This is a genomic window from Planococcus sp. A6 (assembly GCF_028823615.1).
Classification (GTDB): Bacteria; Bacillota; Bacilli; order Bacillales_A; family Planococcaceae; genus Planococcus.
In genome coordinates, this window is the sequence record NZ_JAPEHT010000067.1 from 1 (window position 1) to 18150 (window position 18150).

At 47.9% G+C, this 18150-nt stretch carries 16 protein-coding genes and 1 riboswitch; of the genes, 14 read left to right on the plus strand and 2 right to left on the minus strand.

The features are described 5' to 3' along the window. Positions 1–559 precede the first annotated feature (559 nt). Positions 560–1699, minus strand: a complete 1140-nt coding sequence (solA, locus tag ON064_RS11045) for an N-methyl-L-tryptophan oxidase (protein WP_274624802.1) — start codon at positions 1697–1699, stop codon at positions 560–562. A 205-nt stretch (positions 1700–1904) separates the two neighbouring features. Further along, positions 1905–2014: riboswitch (SAM riboswitch) on the plus strand. Positions 2015–2140: 126 nt separating this feature from the next. Here solA and ON064_RS11050 point away from each other — a divergent pair. The 7 genes from ON064_RS11050 (at position 2141) to ON064_RS11080 (ending at position 7817) form a co-directional block, all read left to right on the plus strand. Beyond that, positions 2141–2716: a transporter substrate-binding domain-containing protein gene (locus tag ON064_RS11050; protein WP_274624803.1), complete on the plus strand. Its 576-nt coding sequence runs from the start codon at positions 2141–2143 to the stop codon at positions 2714–2716. After that, on the plus strand, positions 2713–3012 hold the full coding sequence (locus tag ON064_RS11055; protein ID WP_274624804.1) for a transporter substrate-binding domain-containing protein: 300 nt from the start codon (positions 2713–2715) through the stop codon (positions 3010–3012). Before ON064_RS11050 ends, ON064_RS11055 begins: the two co-directional genes overlap by 4 nt. Positions 3013–3033: 21 nt before the next feature. Then, on the plus strand, positions 3034–3753 hold the full coding sequence (locus ON064_RS11060; RefSeq protein WP_274624805.1) for an amino acid ABC transporter permease: 720 nt from the start codon (positions 3034–3036) through the stop codon (positions 3751–3753). Further along, entirely contained in the window at positions 3753–4490 is a 738-nt protein-coding gene (locus ON064_RS11065) for an amino acid ABC transporter ATP-binding protein (RefSeq protein ID WP_274624806.1), read from the plus strand. The genes ON064_RS11060 and ON064_RS11065 overlap by 1 nt, the downstream gene beginning before the upstream one ends. A 42-nt stretch (positions 4491–4532) precedes the next feature. Continuing rightward, complete coding sequence (mmuM, locus tag ON064_RS11070) at positions 4533–5486, plus strand: homocysteine S-methyltransferase (protein WP_274624807.1); 954 nt, start codon at positions 4533–4535, stop codon at positions 5484–5486. A gap of 156 nt (positions 5487–5642) precedes the next feature. After that, positions 5643–6410 (plus strand): alpha/beta hydrolase, encoded by a 768-nt coding sequence (locus tag ON064_RS11075; protein ID WP_274624808.1) that lies wholly within the window; start codon positions 5643–5645, stop codon positions 6408–6410. Positions 6411–6587: 177 nt separating this feature from the next. Next, positions 6588–7817: a Fic family protein gene (locus tag ON064_RS11080; RefSeq protein WP_274624809.1), complete on the plus strand. Its 1230-nt coding sequence runs from the start codon at positions 6588–6590 to the stop codon at positions 7815–7817. A 141-nt stretch (positions 7818–7958) separates the two neighbouring features. Here the strand turns inward: ON064_RS11080 and ON064_RS11085 are convergent, their stop codons facing one another. Further along, positions 7959–8531, minus strand: a complete 573-nt coding sequence (locus ON064_RS11085) for a YdeI/OmpD-associated family protein (RefSeq protein WP_274624810.1) — start codon at positions 8529–8531, stop codon at positions 7959–7961. Between the two features lie 162 nt (positions 8532–8693). Between ON064_RS11085 and ON064_RS11090 the strand changes: the two genes are divergently transcribed. From ON064_RS11090 to ON064_RS11120, 7 genes are all read left to right on the plus strand, one after another. Then, complete coding sequence (locus ON064_RS11090) at positions 8694–9335, plus strand: Yip1 family protein (RefSeq protein ID WP_274624811.1); 642 nt, start codon at positions 8694–8696, stop codon at positions 9333–9335. A 229-nt stretch (positions 9336–9564) separates the two neighbouring features. Beyond that, positions 9565–11814 (plus strand): catalase/peroxidase HPI, encoded by a 2250-nt coding sequence (katG, locus tag ON064_RS11095; RefSeq protein WP_274624812.1) that lies wholly within the window; start codon positions 9565–9567, stop codon positions 11812–11814. Between the two features lie 326 nt (positions 11815–12140). Further along, entirely contained in the window at positions 12141–13700 is a 1560-nt protein-coding gene (locus ON064_RS11100) for a histidine kinase N-terminal 7TM domain-containing diguanylate cyclase (protein ID WP_274624813.1), read from the plus strand. Between the two features lie 179 nt (positions 13701–13879). Further along, positions 13880–14446 carry a DUF4256 domain-containing protein gene (locus ON064_RS11105; RefSeq protein ID WP_274624814.1) on the plus strand — a complete coding sequence of 189 codons (567 nt, stop codon included), beginning with the start codon at positions 13880–13882 and terminating at the stop codon, positions 14444–14446. Between the two features lie 68 nt (positions 14447–14514). Then, positions 14515–15003 carry an LURP-one-related/scramblase family protein gene (locus ON064_RS11110; protein ID WP_274624815.1) on the plus strand — a complete coding sequence of 163 codons (489 nt, stop codon included), beginning with the start codon at positions 14515–14517 and terminating at the stop codon, positions 15001–15003. Positions 15004–15204: 201 nt separating this feature from the next. Further along, positions 15205–16833 (plus strand): ABC transporter substrate-binding protein, encoded by a 1629-nt coding sequence (locus tag ON064_RS11115; RefSeq protein ID WP_274624816.1) that lies wholly within the window; start codon positions 15205–15207, stop codon positions 16831–16833. A gap of 20 nt (positions 16834–16853) precedes the next feature. Next, positions 16854–17936 carry a M42 family metallopeptidase gene (locus ON064_RS11120; RefSeq protein WP_274624817.1) on the plus strand — a complete coding sequence of 361 codons (1083 nt, stop codon included), beginning with the start codon at positions 16854–16856 and terminating at the stop codon, positions 17934–17936. Positions 17937–18150 lie beyond the last annotated feature (214 nt).

Below are 18150 nucleotides of genomic sequence, written 5' to 3' on the forward strand. Positions count from 1 at the left end.
GTTCCGTTTCAGCCGGACGCTTTCCGCGGGCACGGCCTCAGCCGCTTCGTCGCTGACGCTCCTGCAGGGTCTTCAGCTCGCGTCGCTCCTTCGCTTTGCTCAGTCACTGCTCCCGCAGGAGTCGCCGGCTTACACTTCACTAGCGTCAAAATAATATTTCTGCCACTCACCTTTATATCTCATTAGTTATTAAATAGAAAATGAAATAGACAGGTTATGAATGAAAAGGTGCGACTTATTTCACCTTCTAAAGAGTTTCTTCTTTATCAATAGAGGGAGACTCTTTAAAGTGTTGAAAAGACCTACAAATTGCTACAAAAAAAGGCTCTCCTTTTATACGTTCAAAAATCAATGTGTTAGCTGAGTATTTGGAGAAGTGTTCGCTCGACTCCTGTGGATCAGCGAGACGACCGAGACCCCGCAAGGAGCACAGCGACTGAGGAGGCTTGGGCGCGAGCCCACGGAAAGCGAGCGATAAGCTTCGGAAAATACGCCTTCTTAACTTTCTCGACAATCAAAAGAGTCTCTCCTTCATCATTAAGGAGAGACTCTTTTAAGTTCATAGTTTGAAACGGTTGAGTGAGAAGGGGGCGATGTCGAATTCGGTGTGGCCGTCTATTGCCAATTGGCTCAACACTTCGCCCATGACGCTGCCGAATTTAAAGCCGTGGCCGGTAAAGCCGCAGGCGAAAATGACGCGCTCGTTTTCCGGATGGCGGTCGATGATGAAGTTATGGTCGTCCGAGACGGTGTATAAACAAGTTTTGCCTTGTTTCAATTCTCCGCTCGCTTCTGGCATATACAGGTCCAGGAATCTTCTTAGGTCGCCCTCATCAAATTCGTATTGCCCGAAGTTCTGGGTTTGTTCGTACGGGTCGATTGGCTGCCCGCCATCCGAGCGTCCGACTTTTACGCCAGCGCCGTCGATGCTCGGGAAGCCGTAGAACATCATCTCGGGGCCTTCCACAAAAAAACCGGGAAATTGATCAGCATTGTACATCTCCGGTGCTTCAAACCAGCCGACCGCTTTGCGCGTCGGTTGGATCGGCAATTGCAGGTCTGGCAGCAGCTTCTTCGCCCATGCACCGGCTGTGACGATCACTTTTTCAGCATAGAAAACACCTTGCGCGGTCGAGATTTTCACACGATCCCCGTCCTGTATATCGATGTGCTGGACGGGTGTATTCGGCACGTAGTGAACGCCGTTTTCGAGCGCCAGTTTCTTATAGGCACGGATGGCATTTTCGCTGTACAACACGCCTGCCTGTTCCTCGAAGCAGCCGATGAAATGCTCGGGCACTGTGAAGCCCGGCCATCTTTCTTGAATCGCGCCGCTGCTTAATATTTCGAGTGGCAAGCCGTAGCTATTGGCGGCTGCAATGCTTTCCAATAGAAAAGGCGAGTCTTCCGGGCCGAGCCCGATGACGCCGGTCTTATCGAACACTTTGTAGCCGGTCTGCTTCTCCAAGTCTTCCCATAATTGCTGCGCGCGCAACACTAACCTAACGTAATGCCTGCCTTCTCCGTAAGCGTGGCGGATCAACCGGGTGTCCCCGTGATGGCTGCCGTTCGCATGGGGCGGGTCGAATGCATCAATCACCAATGTCTTCTTGCCTTGCTGTGCCAAAAAGGCGCCGGCGGCCATGCCCATCGTGCCGGCACCGACGATGGCGACGTCGAAAATAGTTTCCTCGCTCATCTTGTGTTCACTCCGCTCTTGTATTGAATGCATGCCGCCCAGTAGTAACCCGGCAACAATTGAATATTAAATTGATGGTATTCAATGCAGCGGGCTTTGTCAATTTGCTCTTGAATTTTTATGCGAAATTTTGATTTATTTTAAAAAGAGTTTGACAGCAAGGACCATCTCAAATACTATCGTTAATATATTAAAAAAATTAAATACCTTATCCAGAGAGACCGAGGGACAGGCCCTATGACGTCCAGCAACCATCATGCATGTTCATGAGAGGTGCTAATTCCTGCAGGGTGTATTCATTCTGAGAGATAAGAAATTGGTCGAAGCCTCTTTCCTATTGAAAGAGGCTTTTTTGCATCCAAAAGTAGGGCAGGCGCTCTACATAAGGCGGAAGGTCCAGCCCTATCGTAAAAAAACTACACAGCAAAAGGAGCTTGAATTATGAAAAGAAACGCTTATGTATTCGCAACTGCCTGTTTAATAGGCCTTGCCGGGACAGTTGCCGGCTGTTCATCGGAAGAGACGGCGAACGCTAACGGAGATCAAGTGATTCGCGTCGGGACGCAAAACGACTACCCGCCTTTTGCTTTTGCGGATGATGCCAATCAGCTGACGGGCTATGACGTGGACATGATGAAGGCCGTCGATGAAAAATTGGACGGCTATACGTTCGAATACGTCGCCGTGCCGTGGGACAGCATGTTCCTTGCGCTCGAGTCGAATAAAATTCAGGCCATCGCCGATCAAGTAGCGAAAACGCCGGAACGCCAAGAAAAGTATTTGTTTACCGATGAATCGTATTTCGCAGCGGAAACGGTCATCGCAGTAAAAGAAGGCCGCGAAGACATCCAAACGATTGAAGATTTGGAAGGCAAAGCGGTTGGGGCGTTGGCGGGTGACTCCTATACTTTATTGCTTGAAGAATATAACGAAACCGCCGCCGAGCCGATCGAATTGAAATACAGCGAAAGCGGCAACCCGTCGGAAATTCTGCCGCCGCCGAGCCGATCGAATTGAAATACAGCGAAAGCGGCAACCCGTCGGAAATTCTGCAGGATGTGCAGAACGGACGCGTCGATGCTTACGTCAATGACCCGATCATGATGAACGCGGTACTGGAAAAAAATGAACTCGGCGTAGAGATTGTCGGCCAGTCCTTGGTCAATGACGATATGGGCATCGTCTTGAAAGACGAAGAAAAGGGCCAGGAATTGAAGGCTTTGATCGACCCGATTTTGAAACAGCTGAAAGCAGACGGCACCTTATCCGAACTGTCCGAGAAATGGACCGGCGGCGACTACATCCCTGAATAAGCTAGCGGAAGGACAGAAACCATGGAAAATTTACTGGACTTGAATTTCTTGATCGAGAGCTTTCCTGCCATTATCTCCAGGCTGCCAGTCACGATCGGTATCGCAGTCGGCTCACTGCTATTGAGTTTAATCATCGGCGTGGCAGCGGCATTGATTAAAATCTACAAAGTGCCTGTGCTCAGCGTTATCACGTCAATCTATATCTCCTTTATCCGGGGGACGCCGTTATTGGTGCAGATTTACCTGGTATTTTACGGGATTCCAAAAATCATTTATTTTCTCCAGAGCGAATACGGGTGGCTTCAGTCGGCGGACGTCAATAGCATCGCTCCGGAATTCTATGCCTTGATGGCCTTTTCCATCAATTTGGGCGCGTATTTATCCGAGACGATCCGTTCGGCGATCGAATCGGTCGACCGTGGGCAGTTCGAAGCGGCCAAAGCGATCGGCATGACGCCTGTGCAGATGATGCTGAAGATCGTCTTCCCGCAGGCCTTGACGGTGGCGATTCCGAACCTCGGCAATATGTTCATCAGCACGATCAAAGACACCTCGCTCGTGTTCATCATCGGCGTCATCGATATCATGGGGCAGGCAAAAATCCTCGGCTCCCGCGGCTTGGCGTTCTTTGAAGTGTATATCGCCGTCTCGGTTATCTATTGGATCTTATGCATTGCCGTCGAGCGCTTATTGGTGAAAATCGAGAAACGCGCACGCCGATATGAAAGAGGGATTGCCTGATGATCAAATTGGAGAAGCTGCATAAATATTACGATCACCAGCATGTGTTGAAAGGCATCGATTTAACCGTCGAAAAAGGCGAAGTGGTGGCGGTCCTTGGGCCAAGCGGTTCCGGGAAATCGACGCTGTTGCGCTGCATCAATTTTTTAGAGGAGCCGACGAGCGGCATCGTGGAAATCGGCGGAAAGCAGGTGGATGCGGCCACCGCCAAGAAAAAGGAGATTTTCGCGCTCAGGACCGCAACGGGCATGGTGTTCCAGCAATACAACCTGTTCAAGAATCTGACTGTGCTGCAAAATGTCTCCGTCGGTTTGACGAGCGTCAAGCGGATGAAAAAAGAAGCTGCTGACAAGAAAGGCATCGAGATGCTCGAGCAGGTCGGCTTGTCGTCTAAACTGAGCCATTACCCTGCGCAATTGTCCGGAGGCCAGCAGCAGCGTGTCGGCATCGCCCGAGCGCTCGCTTTGGACCCGGAAGTGCTGTTATTCGACGAACCGACGTCTTCATTGGATCCCGAACTGGTCGATGAAGTACTGGCCACCATTCGCCGCGTAGCGGACACCGGAAAAACGATGTTCATCGTGACCCATGAATTGAGTTTCGCGCGGGAAATTTCGGACCGCGTCATCTTTATGGAAGACGGCGTCATTGTCGAGCAAGGCACGGCTGAGCAAATTTTCACTGAGCCCGCCGTTGAAAGAACGAGACAATTTTTAGGGAAAGCCGTCCAAGGCTGAGGGAATAAAGTGAAACGACTGAGAGCGGAAGGATGATTTCGGATGAACCCGATTGAACAGATATTGAACGAGTTCCCGGTCCTCATCGTGGACGGGGCCATGGCGACAGAACTTGAAAACTATGGATGCAATTTGAATGATTCCTTATGGTCAGCGAAAATATTGATGGAAAATCCGGAGTTAATCAAGAAAGTGCATGTGGATTATTTCCAGGCTGGGGCGGATTGTGCCATTACGGCCAGTTACCAGGCGACCATTGAAGGCTATCAGGAGAGAGGGCTGACAGAATCACAAGCGATCGCGTTGATCACCAAGTCTGTCCAGTTAGCGACGCAAGCGCGCGATGAATTTTGGGGCGCTGCAGCGGATCGATTAGACAGGCCGAAGCCTTTAGTGGCGGCATCAGTCGGCCCGTACGGCGCGTTTTTATCGGACGGGTCTGAATACCGCGGCGGCTATGCGATTGGCGAAGAGCAATTGGCCGCATTTCATAGAGAGCGCATCCGGGTGCTGGTGGAAGCAGGAGCGGATATTTTGGCGTGTGAAACTTTGCCGTGCCTTGCGGAAGCGATAGCGATCGTTAGCGTGCTGGAAGAATTCCCGCAAGTGTCTGCCTGGTTCACATTCAGTGCGAAAGATGAGTTCCATATCAGCGACGGGGAGCGGATCGCAGATTGTGCAAAATGGCTAGAGCAACAACCGCAAGTGGCGGCAATCGGCATTAATTGCACAGCTCCGCAGTTTATCGAACCCTTGATCCAGGAAGTGAAAAGCGCATCTTCTAAACCGGTCATCGTCTATCCGAATTCCGGCGCCACTTACGACCCAGTAAGCAAAACCTGGAGCGAAGAACCGTCAGCTGGTGCGTTTTCAGCCAATTCGAAAGCCTGGCATAAAGCAGGAGCTGACATCATCGGCGGCTGTTGCAGCACGACTCCCGATGATATTGCAGCCATCGCTTCCTGGGCGCGCCAAGGGAAGGGTTCGGGAGTTTAAAGCAGCGCCTAGTGCAGTTGATCGTTCATTTAATAAAACCCAGTTGACAAGTAGGTTTTAAATATAGTCTAATGTGAATAAGCTTTTTTCGCATTACTTCACATTAGGGGCAGCTAATGGGCCTCCTGATTTTTAAACAACTGAAGGAGGGTTTGCATGAACGAACAATATCCTGTCATCGAAGGGGCGGAAGCCTTCTTTCTGAAAGGCGGCAGCACCGGCATCCTATTGTGCCACGGGTTTCTCGGCACGCCGCAAAGCGTCAGGGAATTAGGCGAAGCACTTGGCAAACAAGGCTATACGGTTTCCTGTCCGCGGCTGCCGGGCCATGGCACCCATTTCAAGGATCTGGAACAGTTCTCTTATGACGACTGGTTCCGGAGTGTCGAGCATGCCTATATCGAACTCAGAAAATCGTGCACATCGGTCTTTGTCATCGGGCAATCGATGGGCGGCACCTTGAGTTTGGATTTGGCCAGCCGCCATCCTGAAATCGAGGGCATCGCGTTGATCAATCCGGCGATCGACATCCCGCAGTTTGAAACTTACCGCAGCCGCCCGGCCCATGCTTACATCACAGAAGATGCGCCCGACATTAAAAAAGCGGATGCGGTGGAAATCACTTACGGGCAAGCGCCGGTCAAAGCCTATCAGCAATTGCTCGGCTATATGGATGCTATCCGCACAAAACTCGGCGAAGTCCGCTGCCCGGTCGTTTTTGAAGATCATGTCGTGCCGCCGGGAAATACCGATTATATCCTCTGCAATATCAGTTCAGACAGCAAACAGAAATATGAACTGGACGATTCCTACCACATCGCTTCAATGGACCATGAGGCGGAGTATATCGTTGAAATGGCTGTCCGATTTGTAAAAGAAAACAGCACAGTGCCAGTGGGGACGATTTTTAATGTAGATGTTTAATCCAGTAGTTTTATAAAAAGAAACGATTCTTTTAGGCTGATCTAGTCTTAAAGAATCTTTTTTTGTTTTATATTCAATAGCATCCTGTTAAAAAATATGGTTTCTTTACTTTCTTTATAAATAATTCGGGTTATAATTTAAAAAAGAGCGCTTTTTTGAATTAAGGAGGTGGAAACGATGAGCTATGATAAACTATCCAAGGTTTTTTATAAAAAAGGAAATCCTTTTTATGAACAGGAAATCGAAAAGAGAAAAAGCAGTTATGGGAGTTATCTAACGGAGCTGGAGATCAATGGCTTCCGAAAAGGGAAAGTAGTGAACGATACGTATTCATTGTTCTATGTGAATACTCATGTGCTGATGAATTTGAATAATCAGGTGTTATTAAACAGTTCAAAAATTTCCTCCTTGATCAATAAATTGCCGCGTTTTGTTATCGAACCGTATTTTCTCAAACTTATCGTTAACGAAGCGCAAAGCAATAATGAGATTGAAGGTATCCGAAGCACTAGAAAAGAATTGAAAGACGTCTTGCAGGACGTAATGAAGTCTAAGAAAAACTCTAAACGGTTTAAAGGCATGATGAAAACGTATTTGTTTATCGATGAAATTCAGTCTTTTAACGACATTTCTGATTTTAGGAATCTTTATGATGAACTAGTGTCGGATGAAGTCGATAAAGATGATAAACCCGATGGTGAGATGTTCCGGAAAGACTATGTTGAAATCAATGATGGTACAAAAACTACCCATATAGGCGTGAATTCTGAAGCGAAAATTATAGAATCACTCGATGCGCTCATCCATTTTCTTGAGGATGAAAACCATCCGGAATTGTATCGTTATATGGTCGCCCATTATTATTATGAGTACATTCATCCTTTTTATGATGGGAACGGACGGACCGGGCGCCTACTCGTGTGCAGTTATCTGTCGAGATATTTGGAGCGGTATTCTGCGATTACGTTTTCCTATGCTGTAAATAATAACAAATCCAAGTATTATAAAGCATTAGAAGAAGTTCCAAATCCATTCAATCAGGGCGAAACAACATTTTTTTTAATTGATATGCTCGAGTTGTTGCTAGAAGGGCAGCAAAGCATCATTGAAGAATTAGAAATGAACCTCGCGAAAACACAACAAATCAAGGCGTTCTTTAAAGAAAGCCGTTGGGAGAATCAACAGGAGGCAAAAAATGTGTTGCGTGTAATGCTGCACTTAAATGTTTTTGTTAGTGATAGTGAACCTTTGTCTATGTCACAACTTATGGAATTGACCAATCAATCGAGATACAAAACCAATCAAGTAATGGCCTATTTAGAAAAAGAGGCTTTTGTGGAAATAGTTAGCCAGCGCCCGAAGAAATATAGAGTTGCGGATGAATTTTTGGAAAATATTTTGCTTTAATGAATTGAAAGGAGCACAAGAAAGTGCCTGGCCCCTATTTCCCAGGAAATAGTGGCCAGGCACTTTCTTGCCTAAACAAACTTCTGTTTTAACAAAGGTGGAAATATCTACTTGTGCTAGGTAGAAGTTTGCGAGAATCTCTCAGTAATCACTCAAGCGGCCATTATCATCCCACTGGCCGTACATCTTATTGTTACTTGTATGTTGGATCAATTTGTCCAAGCGCTTATCGAAAATATCACGGTCGTTACCCTTGTAACCTTGTATATTATCAATCCGAATGCGCCGATACAGTTCAGGGAAATTCATGAAATTCTCATACACTTGCGGGTCTTCCTTCAGGCGCGCTTCAATCTCGGGGTCGATCGTGAACGACTCAGGCCGCATATCGGGGAGGATGTTCAACCCCTGCTCTGTCATCAAGCCCAACTTTTCCAACCTTCTGACACGTTCTTTGTTCAATTCGGTCCAATTGCTCTTTTTCCGGCGCGGTGAAAGCCGCTGGACCAATCGATTATCGGCTGTCTTTTTCGTGATACCGTCAATCCAGCCAAAGCATAAGGCTTCTTCCACGGCATCCAAATAAGGGATTCCTTCTGGCCGTTCCTTGGTCCCGATCAGTACCCAGCAAAACTTCGCCGAAGCCGAATTTTTCTCCAGCCACTCCCTTAATTCTTGCCTAGAGCCTGCGCCGAGCAAATTCTCGATCTCCATTCGGTCTCCCTCCTTTCTAAATTGAGTGCCCACTTGCCATTTCGAAGGCAATTTCATTCTTCTCTTCAAAAAATAGAAAAGGGTATTCAAAAGATATGAAGAAACATAGGGGGTAGTCTTTTTGTGCCACTAGAATCACCGATAAGAGAGGAGGAAGAAATCATGGTAAGGGAAGAGCGAATCAGAAGCGAGCGCGGGGTGAACCCATTCACCGATATCTGGCTGCGCACGCGGGAAACCGTCCGTTTCGTCATTGAGCGGAAATCATTCAAGTTCATTATACTGCTCATTGTCCTCACGGGCTTTGCTTCCGGTTTGATCGGGATGATGAATGAACGAAGCTCCGATATGGCGCCGTGGGCAGCGATTCTGCAGGCATTGGTGACCGGGCCGATCGGCAGCGCTTTCGGCTATTTTCTAGGTGCGGCGATCCTGGTGCTTGTCGGCCGGCTGTTCAAAGGAACGGCAACGTATCAGGAAATGTTCAAGGCGCTGGTCACGGCCCAAATTCCGCAAATTTGGCTGTTGCCGCTTCTCATCATCTGGGTGTTGGCATCACCCGAAACCTTCCTGGCTGACCGGACAGATGTGGAAGGAAACCCAATCGTCGTCATCATGTCCATCGTGATGGCAGTCGTCTCCATCTGGACGTTCATTATCGTCTGCAAAGCGGTAGGCGAAGCGCACCGGGTGTCGTCTTGGAAAGGCTTTTTCATCGTCGTGCTGCCGGGGATTATCATCACGATCATCGTCTTGGTTATCGTCTTTGTACTGTTCGCTTCATTCTTCAGTGAGTTTTTCTGAAGTTGAAAAATGAAAGCGTATTATAGGAAGAAATTCGGGCAACTCTTTCTGAATTTAAGGCGCCCAGAAAAGATTTGCCCTCATTTTTATCCATATTGCTGTTCAGCTGATCTCTAGTTTAGTATAATTCTAATGTAAGAATTATTATATGCAATTGGCAATACCCAACAACATACATGTTGGATAGAAGTTCACCTTTTTTTATTATCAATTGGGAGGTTTTTACAAGATGGATAACAACGAACAAAAGCGCCACACAGCTGCATCCGATGCACAATGCCCAATAACAGGAGCCGGCGGACAACAGCCGACTGACCAAACGGGCGGACACCAAGACAGCGCCATCACGACTTCGAACAAGCCAGGCAAAACGCAAAATAAAGACTGGTGGCCGAATATGCTGAATTTGAATATTCTGCACCAGCATGACACGAAAACAAACCCTCTAGGGGTAGAATTTGATTACCAAGCGGAATTCGAGAAATTGGATTACGATGCATTGAAACAAGATCTTCGCGACTTGATGACCAATAGCCAAGAATGGTGGCCAGCGGATTATGGCCATTACGGCGGATTGTTCATCCGTATGTCTTGGCACGCTGCAGGTACTTACCGTACAACGGATGGCCGCGGAGGCGGTTCTACCGGCAACCAGCGTTTCGCGCCGCTTAACAGCTGGCCGGATAACGTCAACTTGGACAAAGCGCGCCGTTTGCTTTGGCCGATCAAGAAAAAATACGGAAACAAAATCTCATGGGCTGACTTGCTCGTCTTGACAGGCAACGTGGCACTTGAATCGATGGGCTTCAAAACTTTCGGATTCGGTGCAGGCCGTGAAGATATCTGGGCGCCTGAAGAAGACGTCTATTGGGGCAATGAAAAAGAATGGCTCGCGGATAACCGCTATTCCGGCGACCGCGAACTGGAAAACCCGCTCGCAGCCGTTCAAATGGGCTTGATCTACGTTAACCCGGAAGGCCCGAATGGCAAACCGGATCCGCTTGCAAGTGCAGTGGACATCCGTGAGACTTTCGCGCGCATGGGAATGAACGACGAAGAAACAGTTGCCTTGATCGCAGGCGGCCATACATTCGGTAAAGCGCACGGCGCTGGAGATCCTTCCAACGTAGGCGACGATCCGGAAGCGGCAGTGATGGAAAACATGGGACTTGGCTGGAAGAGTTCATACGGCTCCGGAAAAGGCCGCGACACGATTTCAAGTGGTATCGAAGGCGCTTGGACTGCCAACCCGATCCAATGGGATAACGGCTATTACGAGCAATTGTTAGGCTATGAGTGGGAATTGACGAAATCTCCTGCCGGCGCTTACCAATGGACAGCAGTAGACCTATCTGAAGAGCAGATGGCACCGGATGCAGAAGATTCGTCCATCAAAGTGAAAACGATGATGACGACTGCTGATATGGCGCTTCGCGTAGATCCGGAATATGAAAAAATCTCCCGCCGTTTCTACGAAAACATGGAAGAGTTCCAAGATGCGTTCGCGCGTGCATGGTTCAAACTTCTTCACCGCGACATGGGCCCGAAAGTCCGTTATTGGGGACCAGAAGTTCCAGAAGAAGAGTTGATCTGGCAAGATCCAGTACCGGCAGCGCCAGGAACATTGAAAGACAAGGAATTAACTGAACTGAAAGCGAAAATCCTGGAAAGTGGCATCAACCCGCAGCAGCTCGTTAAAGCAGCTTGGGCTTCTGCCAGCACATTCCGCGGTTCCGACAAGCGAGGCGGCGCAAACGGTGCACGTATTCGCTTCGCACCACAGCGCAGCTGGGATGCCAACGAGCCGGAAGAATTGGAAAAAGTGCTTTACTTCTATGAGCATTTGAAAGCAGAAACAGGCGACAAAGTAAGCATCGCGGACTTGATCGTTCTCGGCGGTAATGCAGCGATCGAACAAGCGGTGAAAGCAGCCGGTTTCGATATCGAAGTGCCATTCACGCAAGGCCGCGGGGACGCTCTTGAAGAGCAGACCGATGCCGAAAGCTTCAAAGTTCTTGAGCCGCTATCTGACGGTTTCAGAAACTACCATAAGAAAGAATATGCAACAAGCCCGGAAGAAATGCTGTTGGATAAAGCACAATTGCTTGGCCTGACAGCTCCGGAAATGACAGTTCTTGTCGGCGGTATGCGTGCACTTGGCGCAAACCACGAGGGTTCTACAGCAGGCGTCCTAACTGATAATGTTGGTGTCTTGACCAACGACTTCTTCACGAAGCTATTGGATATGGACATCGAGTGGTCACCGGTCGAGTTCAATAAATACGAAGGTAAAAACCGTGCAACTGGCGAATCCGCTGGCACTGCAACGCGCATCGACCTCGTATTCGGCTCGAACTCCATCTTGCGTGCGATTTCCGAAGTATACGCACAAGACGACAACAAAGAGAAATTCGTCCGCGACTTCGTTAAAGCATGGAACAAAGTGATGAATGCCGATCGCTACGATTTGCAGAACTAAATAAAGTGAAAACAGGCCAGCGGGACGCTGGCCTGTTTTTTTTTCTCAAACCATGCCAAAGAGATCACAGAAACATATTACTTATTAGTGTAATGACAAAGTAGATACAAGCACGTTCACTTCAGCATGGATTTTTCTGGAAAAATTTATCGCCCCTTTTTTAAGTTTTCAACTCAATTCAAATCAAAAAAAATAGTGAAATTGGGGGATGCGTAATTTCTTATTTTAAGTTAAAAATTTCTTTTTATTTCATGAAATTTTTCAATATTTTTCAATCGGACTATGCTACATTATGAATAAAAACAGTGAAAGAGGGGGTGTCTTCCGTGAATTCCCCGCTGATGATTTACCTTACCTTGATTTGTATGTCGACTGTATTTATCCTATTTTTACTCATATACGTTTTCCGGAAGCGCCATAATTATTCGGAAATTGCCCGTTATTTCCTGCTCTACACCGCGGCAATCGGCATTTATTGCTTTGGCGCCGGGATGGCATTGACAGCGGACACGCTTGGGCAAATGAAGTTTTGGACGGTCATTCAATACATCGGCATGCCGTTTTCTGCGCCTCTCGGTTTGCTGTTCATCCTGCGCTACTTAGGGATTAACGTGACGAGGACGGGATTTTGGTCCCTAATGATCGTGCCGTTCATTACCTTGCTGATGGTCGTCACCAACGATTGGCATGGGCTGCATTATCGGGTATTTGAAGCAGACCCGGTGATGGGTATGCCATTCATCTATCAAGAAATCGGGACCTGGTATGCTGTCCATGGCCTTTACATCTTTTCCTGTATGTTCGTGGCTTTTGTACTCTTGCTGTCCAAGTGGAAAGAAACTGCCCGCGCTTACCGCCCACAGCTAGCGGCTTTGCTGTTCGGTCAATTGCTGCCGATGCTGACATCCTTTTTGTATTTGATTGGCGTGACGCCGAGTGGGTTGGATCCGGTGCCGATGGTGCTTTGGCTATCATCTCTTTTATACTTTTGGGCGATCAGCTCATCGACCTTGTTTGCCATTATGCCGGTGGCAAAAGACATTATTTTCAATCACATTAAAGATGGCGTCATCGTGCTCGATAAGTCTCACCGATTGATAGAGTTTAACCGAGCCGCGAAAAACAGTTTCCCGCTTTTGGATAAGCCCATGTACGGCATGGAATTTCAAGAAATCTGGCTGTGCCTCACAGGTAATCGGTTCCCTTTCGAACTGGAGAGCATGGACCTTCAGGAAGTTGAAACCGTTATGGGCGATTCGGAGCGCATCTACCAAATCAGCGCATCGATCATGAAGCACGGGGAAAGCAGTCAAGGCTTGCTGCTTATTTTCACGGACATGACCGAATTGAAAAAACTGCAGAAGCAACTGGAGCATCAAGCCTTTTACGACGAATTGACCCAGGTTTACAACAGGCGCGCTTTCTTGCGTCAATGCGAACAGGATTTTGCAGACGCTAAAGAGAAGTCCATTCCTTTCTCAGTCATTCTCATGGACATCGATCATTTTAAAGCGATCAATGACACATATGGACACGATATAGGCGACGAGGTCCTAATCCACATCGCACGAATCTGCCGAAACAAATTGCAGCAAGGGCAGATTTTTGCCCGTTACGGTGGCGAGGAGTTTGTGCTGACATTGAAAGGAACTACAGTAGAGCAAGCGGAGCAAGTCGGCAATGAACTAAGGAGCTATTTGCAGTCGCATCCACTCGTGACAGGCGAAAGAGTAATTCCAGCTACAGTAAGCATGGGCGTCTCCCAGAGTACGACCGGAAGTTTGCAGCAGCTTTTGAAGAAAGCGGATCTCGCTCTGTATGCAGCAAAGCAAAATGGAAGAGATCGAGTAGCTGTATACAAAGAGATAATGGAATCCATTAAGTGAAATAAGAACAAGGCATCGTTTATGAAGTGAATTCATAAACGATGCCTTTTAATGTCCCTAAAACTTCGCACTTCTCGAAAGGCCCGATAAGCAGGAGAAATCACTCAGTATGTCAAAAGTAAGGAAGAAGACAGTAGAACGGATTTTCAAAAACAATCAGTTTGAATGGAGGCTTTCAAATGTGTGCCGTTAAAAAGCAGATGACCGAAGACCAACGCCAAAAGTTGCTCGACACCTTGAAACAGCGCTTTGAACAAAACGAGCAACGTCACGAGAAGATGGGCTGGGACAATGTCTTGCTGAAGCTGAACGAGAACCCGGAGAACCTTTTAGTGTTGCAACAAATGGAGGAAACCGGCGGCGAACCGGACGTAATTGGCTATGAAGCAGAGACCGGGATGTTCCTGTTTTGCGATTGCTCAAAAGAAAGCCCGGCAGGACGTAGAAGCCTTTGCTACGACCAGGAAGCGCTTGAGTCGCGCAAAAAAAATAAACCCGAAAGTTCGGCAGTCGATAGGGCGGCTGAGATCGGCATTGAATTATTGACAGAACAGCAGTACAGGCTGCTTCAGACTTTGGGTGAGTTCGATTTGAAGACGTCGAGCTGGCTCGAGACGCCACAGGAAATCCGGGAACGCGGCGGGGCAATTTTTGGAGATTGCAGGTACGGGCAGGTTTTTGTTTACCATAACGGAGCGGATTCCTATTACGCCGCAAGAGGGTTCAGGGGAATCTTGAAAGTATAAGCGATAAAGATGTTTCACGTGGAACCAAATGAAAGCTCATAACAGGGGAAATTAGAAAGGAAGTTACTATGAAACAACTCTATATCAAACAAAAAGTATTTAGCTTGAGCGAGAAATTCACGGTGAAAGATGAACAACAACAGGATCGGTATTTTGTCGAAGGCAGTTTTTTAAAAATCCCGAAGACCTTTTCGATTTTGGATGCAGAAAACCAGGAAATCGGCGTAATCACGAAAAAGACCTTTAGTTTCTTGCCGACTTTCTTTGTGGAAGTGGACGGGCAGGAAGCAGTCATGATCAAGAAAGAGTTCACTTTTTTAAAGCCGCGCTATGCCATTGAAGCGGAAGGTATCGATGTTCAGGGGAATTGGTGGGAAATGACCTTTGATATCCTAAGGCATGGGCAAGTCATCGGTTCGGTAAGCAAGCAATGGCTCAGCTGGGGAGACACGTATCAAGTAGATATCCTGGATGAAACGATGGAGCATCTCATCATTTCGCTCGTCGTGGCCATCGATTGCGTAAAAGCGGACCAGGCAGCGGCTGCTTCAAGCTGATGATCCTAGGTATTGATTAAGTGGATAATAGCTTGCGACACTCACTCTATAGGTGGGTGTTTTTTTTTAATGCATATTAATAAAAGTCTGAAAAAATAGATTTGAAAATTAATTCCAAAAACTTTATACTTGGAGCTATCTTCCTTCCTCTAAAACTTTACTGTGCTAGAGAAAGAGAGCGAAAAAGGAGGCGAAAGCCGGTTGGAGAAGAAAATTCGAAACTTGTTTTATTTTTTCATTGCATTCGGAATCCTGCTATTGGCTGGATGTTCAAGTGACAACGCACAAGACGAGGGCGGCACTGCAACTGAAGGCGATAAGAGCGGCGGGACCTTGGTTTACGGGCGCGGCGCTGATTCGGTCAGTTTGGACCCAATCAATGTGACAGACGGTGAGTCGATCCGGGTCACGCACAATATATATGAAACTCTATTGGAGTATGACCATAATTTGGAGCTGCAGCCGAAACTGGCAACAGAATACAGCTCGAGCGAAGATGGCCTGACTTGGACATTCCAGCTGCGCGAAGGCGTGAAGTTTCATGACGGCACCGATTTTAACGCAGAAGCCGTCGTCTTTAACTTCGAACGCTGGATGGATCCGGAAAATCCGTACCACGAAGGGGATTTTCCTTATTACCCGTTCCTGTATGGCGGATTTAAAGGTGACGAAAACCACCTGATTGAATCGGTGACAGCGACTGATGAGCACGAACTTGAAATCGTGTTGAAGCGAAAAACCGCACCGTTCCTCAGCTATTTAGCGATTTCGATGTTCGGGATCGCGAGCCCTGCAGCGATCGAACAATACGGAGCTGGCATCGGGGAGAACCCGGTCGGCACGGGGCCGTTCAAGTTCGAGGAATGGAACCGCAATAACACGATCGCACTATCTAAGAATGAAGACTATTGGATGGAAGGGAAGCCTTATCTCGACCAAGTCATCTATCAAGTCATTCCCGAGAACTCTGCTCGCTTGAATGCCTTGCAGACTGGGGAAATCGATATTGTGGATGGGATGAATGCAAGCGATACGACGATTGTGGAAGACACAGACGGCATTGAGCTGCTCAAACGCCCAAGTTTCAATATCGGCTATATGGCGTTCAATATGGAAAAAGAACCATTTGATGATCCTTTGGTGCGCAAGGCCATCAATATGGCGATCGATAAAGAAGAAATCGTCGATGCGTTTTACAACGGACTGGCAGATCCGGCGACAAGTCCACTGCCACCATCTCTATGGAGCCACGACGAATCATTGGAGAAATACGATTACAATGTAGAAGAAGCGAAGAAACTATTGGCGGAAGCCGGCTTCGAGGACGGCTTTACAACAGAATTGCATACAATGAGCAACCCGCGTCCTTATTTGCCGGAACCGATGAAAATTGCGGAAGCGATCCAATCGGACTTAGCTGAAATCGGCATCACGGCAGAAATCGTGTCGTCTGAATGGGCTACTTATTTGGAAGACACGAAGAATGGCAAGCACAGCATGGCGATGTACGGCTGGACTGGCGTTATGGCGGACCCGGATAACTTCCTGTACCCGAACCTCAGCAAAACGAACGCCGAAGTGCCTGCACAAAACATCGCGTTTTATAAGAGTGACGAATTCACGTCCTTGATTACGGAAGCGCGTGAAACGATCGACCAGGACAAGCGGACGGAGCTGTATCAGGAAGCCCAGCAATTGTTCCAGGAAGACGCGCCTTGGGTGATGCTCGCCTATACAACGCCGCCTTTGGCACAGAGCGATTATGTGGAAGATTACAATCCGCATCCGATGAGCAATGATTTAATGACCGATGTGTATCTATCAAACTAAGTATCTGGAGTTGAGCCATTTTGTATAAAGTATTGAAGGAATTATGTGGATTGGTGGGGCCAAGCGGCTTCGAGCAGGACGTCCAACGTTATATCAAAGGCGAAATAGAAGGGAAAGTGGCATCTTGCGAAGTGGACCCGCTCGGCAACATCATCGCGACGATTCCGGCGACGGATGCTTCTTTGCCATCGATTCTGCTCGCCGCGCATTCAGATGAAATCGGCTTTATCGTCAAAAAAATCGAAGCGAATGGCACGCTGCGCTTTGAACAGCTCGGCGGATTCGACAACCGCACCTTGCTGGCCCAGCCGGTGACAATCAAAGGCGATGACGGCTATATTCAAGGCGTGATCGGCACACTCGCTGTCCATTATGTAAAATGGGACGACCCAAAGCGCATCGCTTCTCACAGGGAGCTGTATATCGATATCGGAGCGGCTTCACCGGAAGAAGTGGCGCAAATGGGCGTCAGAGTCGGCCAGCCGGTCAGCTACGGCAGCGAATTGAAGCTGATTGGCGATGCCAAGCAAAACCGCGTCGTCGGAAAAGCCTTGGATGACCGGGCAGGTTGTGCCGTCTTGATGGAGTTGATCAATGAATTCCATCAAGCAGCCGATCTGGTACATGGCGATATCCATTTCGCTTTCACTGTACAGGAAGAAGTGGGGCTTCGTGGCGCTTCCGTGTTGAGCGCAAACCTGCAGCCGGATTTTGCCTTGGCGATCGACACGACGCCGACGAGCGACACGAATGATGTGCTCATGACCGGCACCCGCAAACTGGGCGCTGGGCCGTGCATCAAGATTACGGATAAGTCCTTGATATCGCATCCTTTGGTGACGGGCCTATTGGAAAAAGTAGCCACCGAGCAAGCGATCCCGTATCAACAGGAAATTTTTATGGGCATCGGCACAGATGCGGGGGCGATTCATATGACTCATAAAGGCGTCTCGTCTGGTGTCGTCTCGATTCCTTCCCGTTATACGCATACACCGATTGAAATCGTGGACTTGGAAGATTTGGATCACACAGTGGAGTTGGTGAAACATTTTATTCTATCGTCGAATGAATTAAACGGAAAAAGCTTCTTGGATACCTATTAGCATTCCAGAAACGCCTTTCTGCTTGTGAACCTTAGGGGGAGCCAGGGGAAAGGCATTTTTTCTTTGTGAAAATATACGATTCATAAATGAGTTTCCTCAAATTCCAGAAAATTGAAACTTAAGTTTAGTTATTTCGTATTATAAACAAAGGAGATGGTCGGGATGCAGAAAGGAGCAAGTAAATTGAAGCTGGCGCTGGCGGTATTGACTGTGC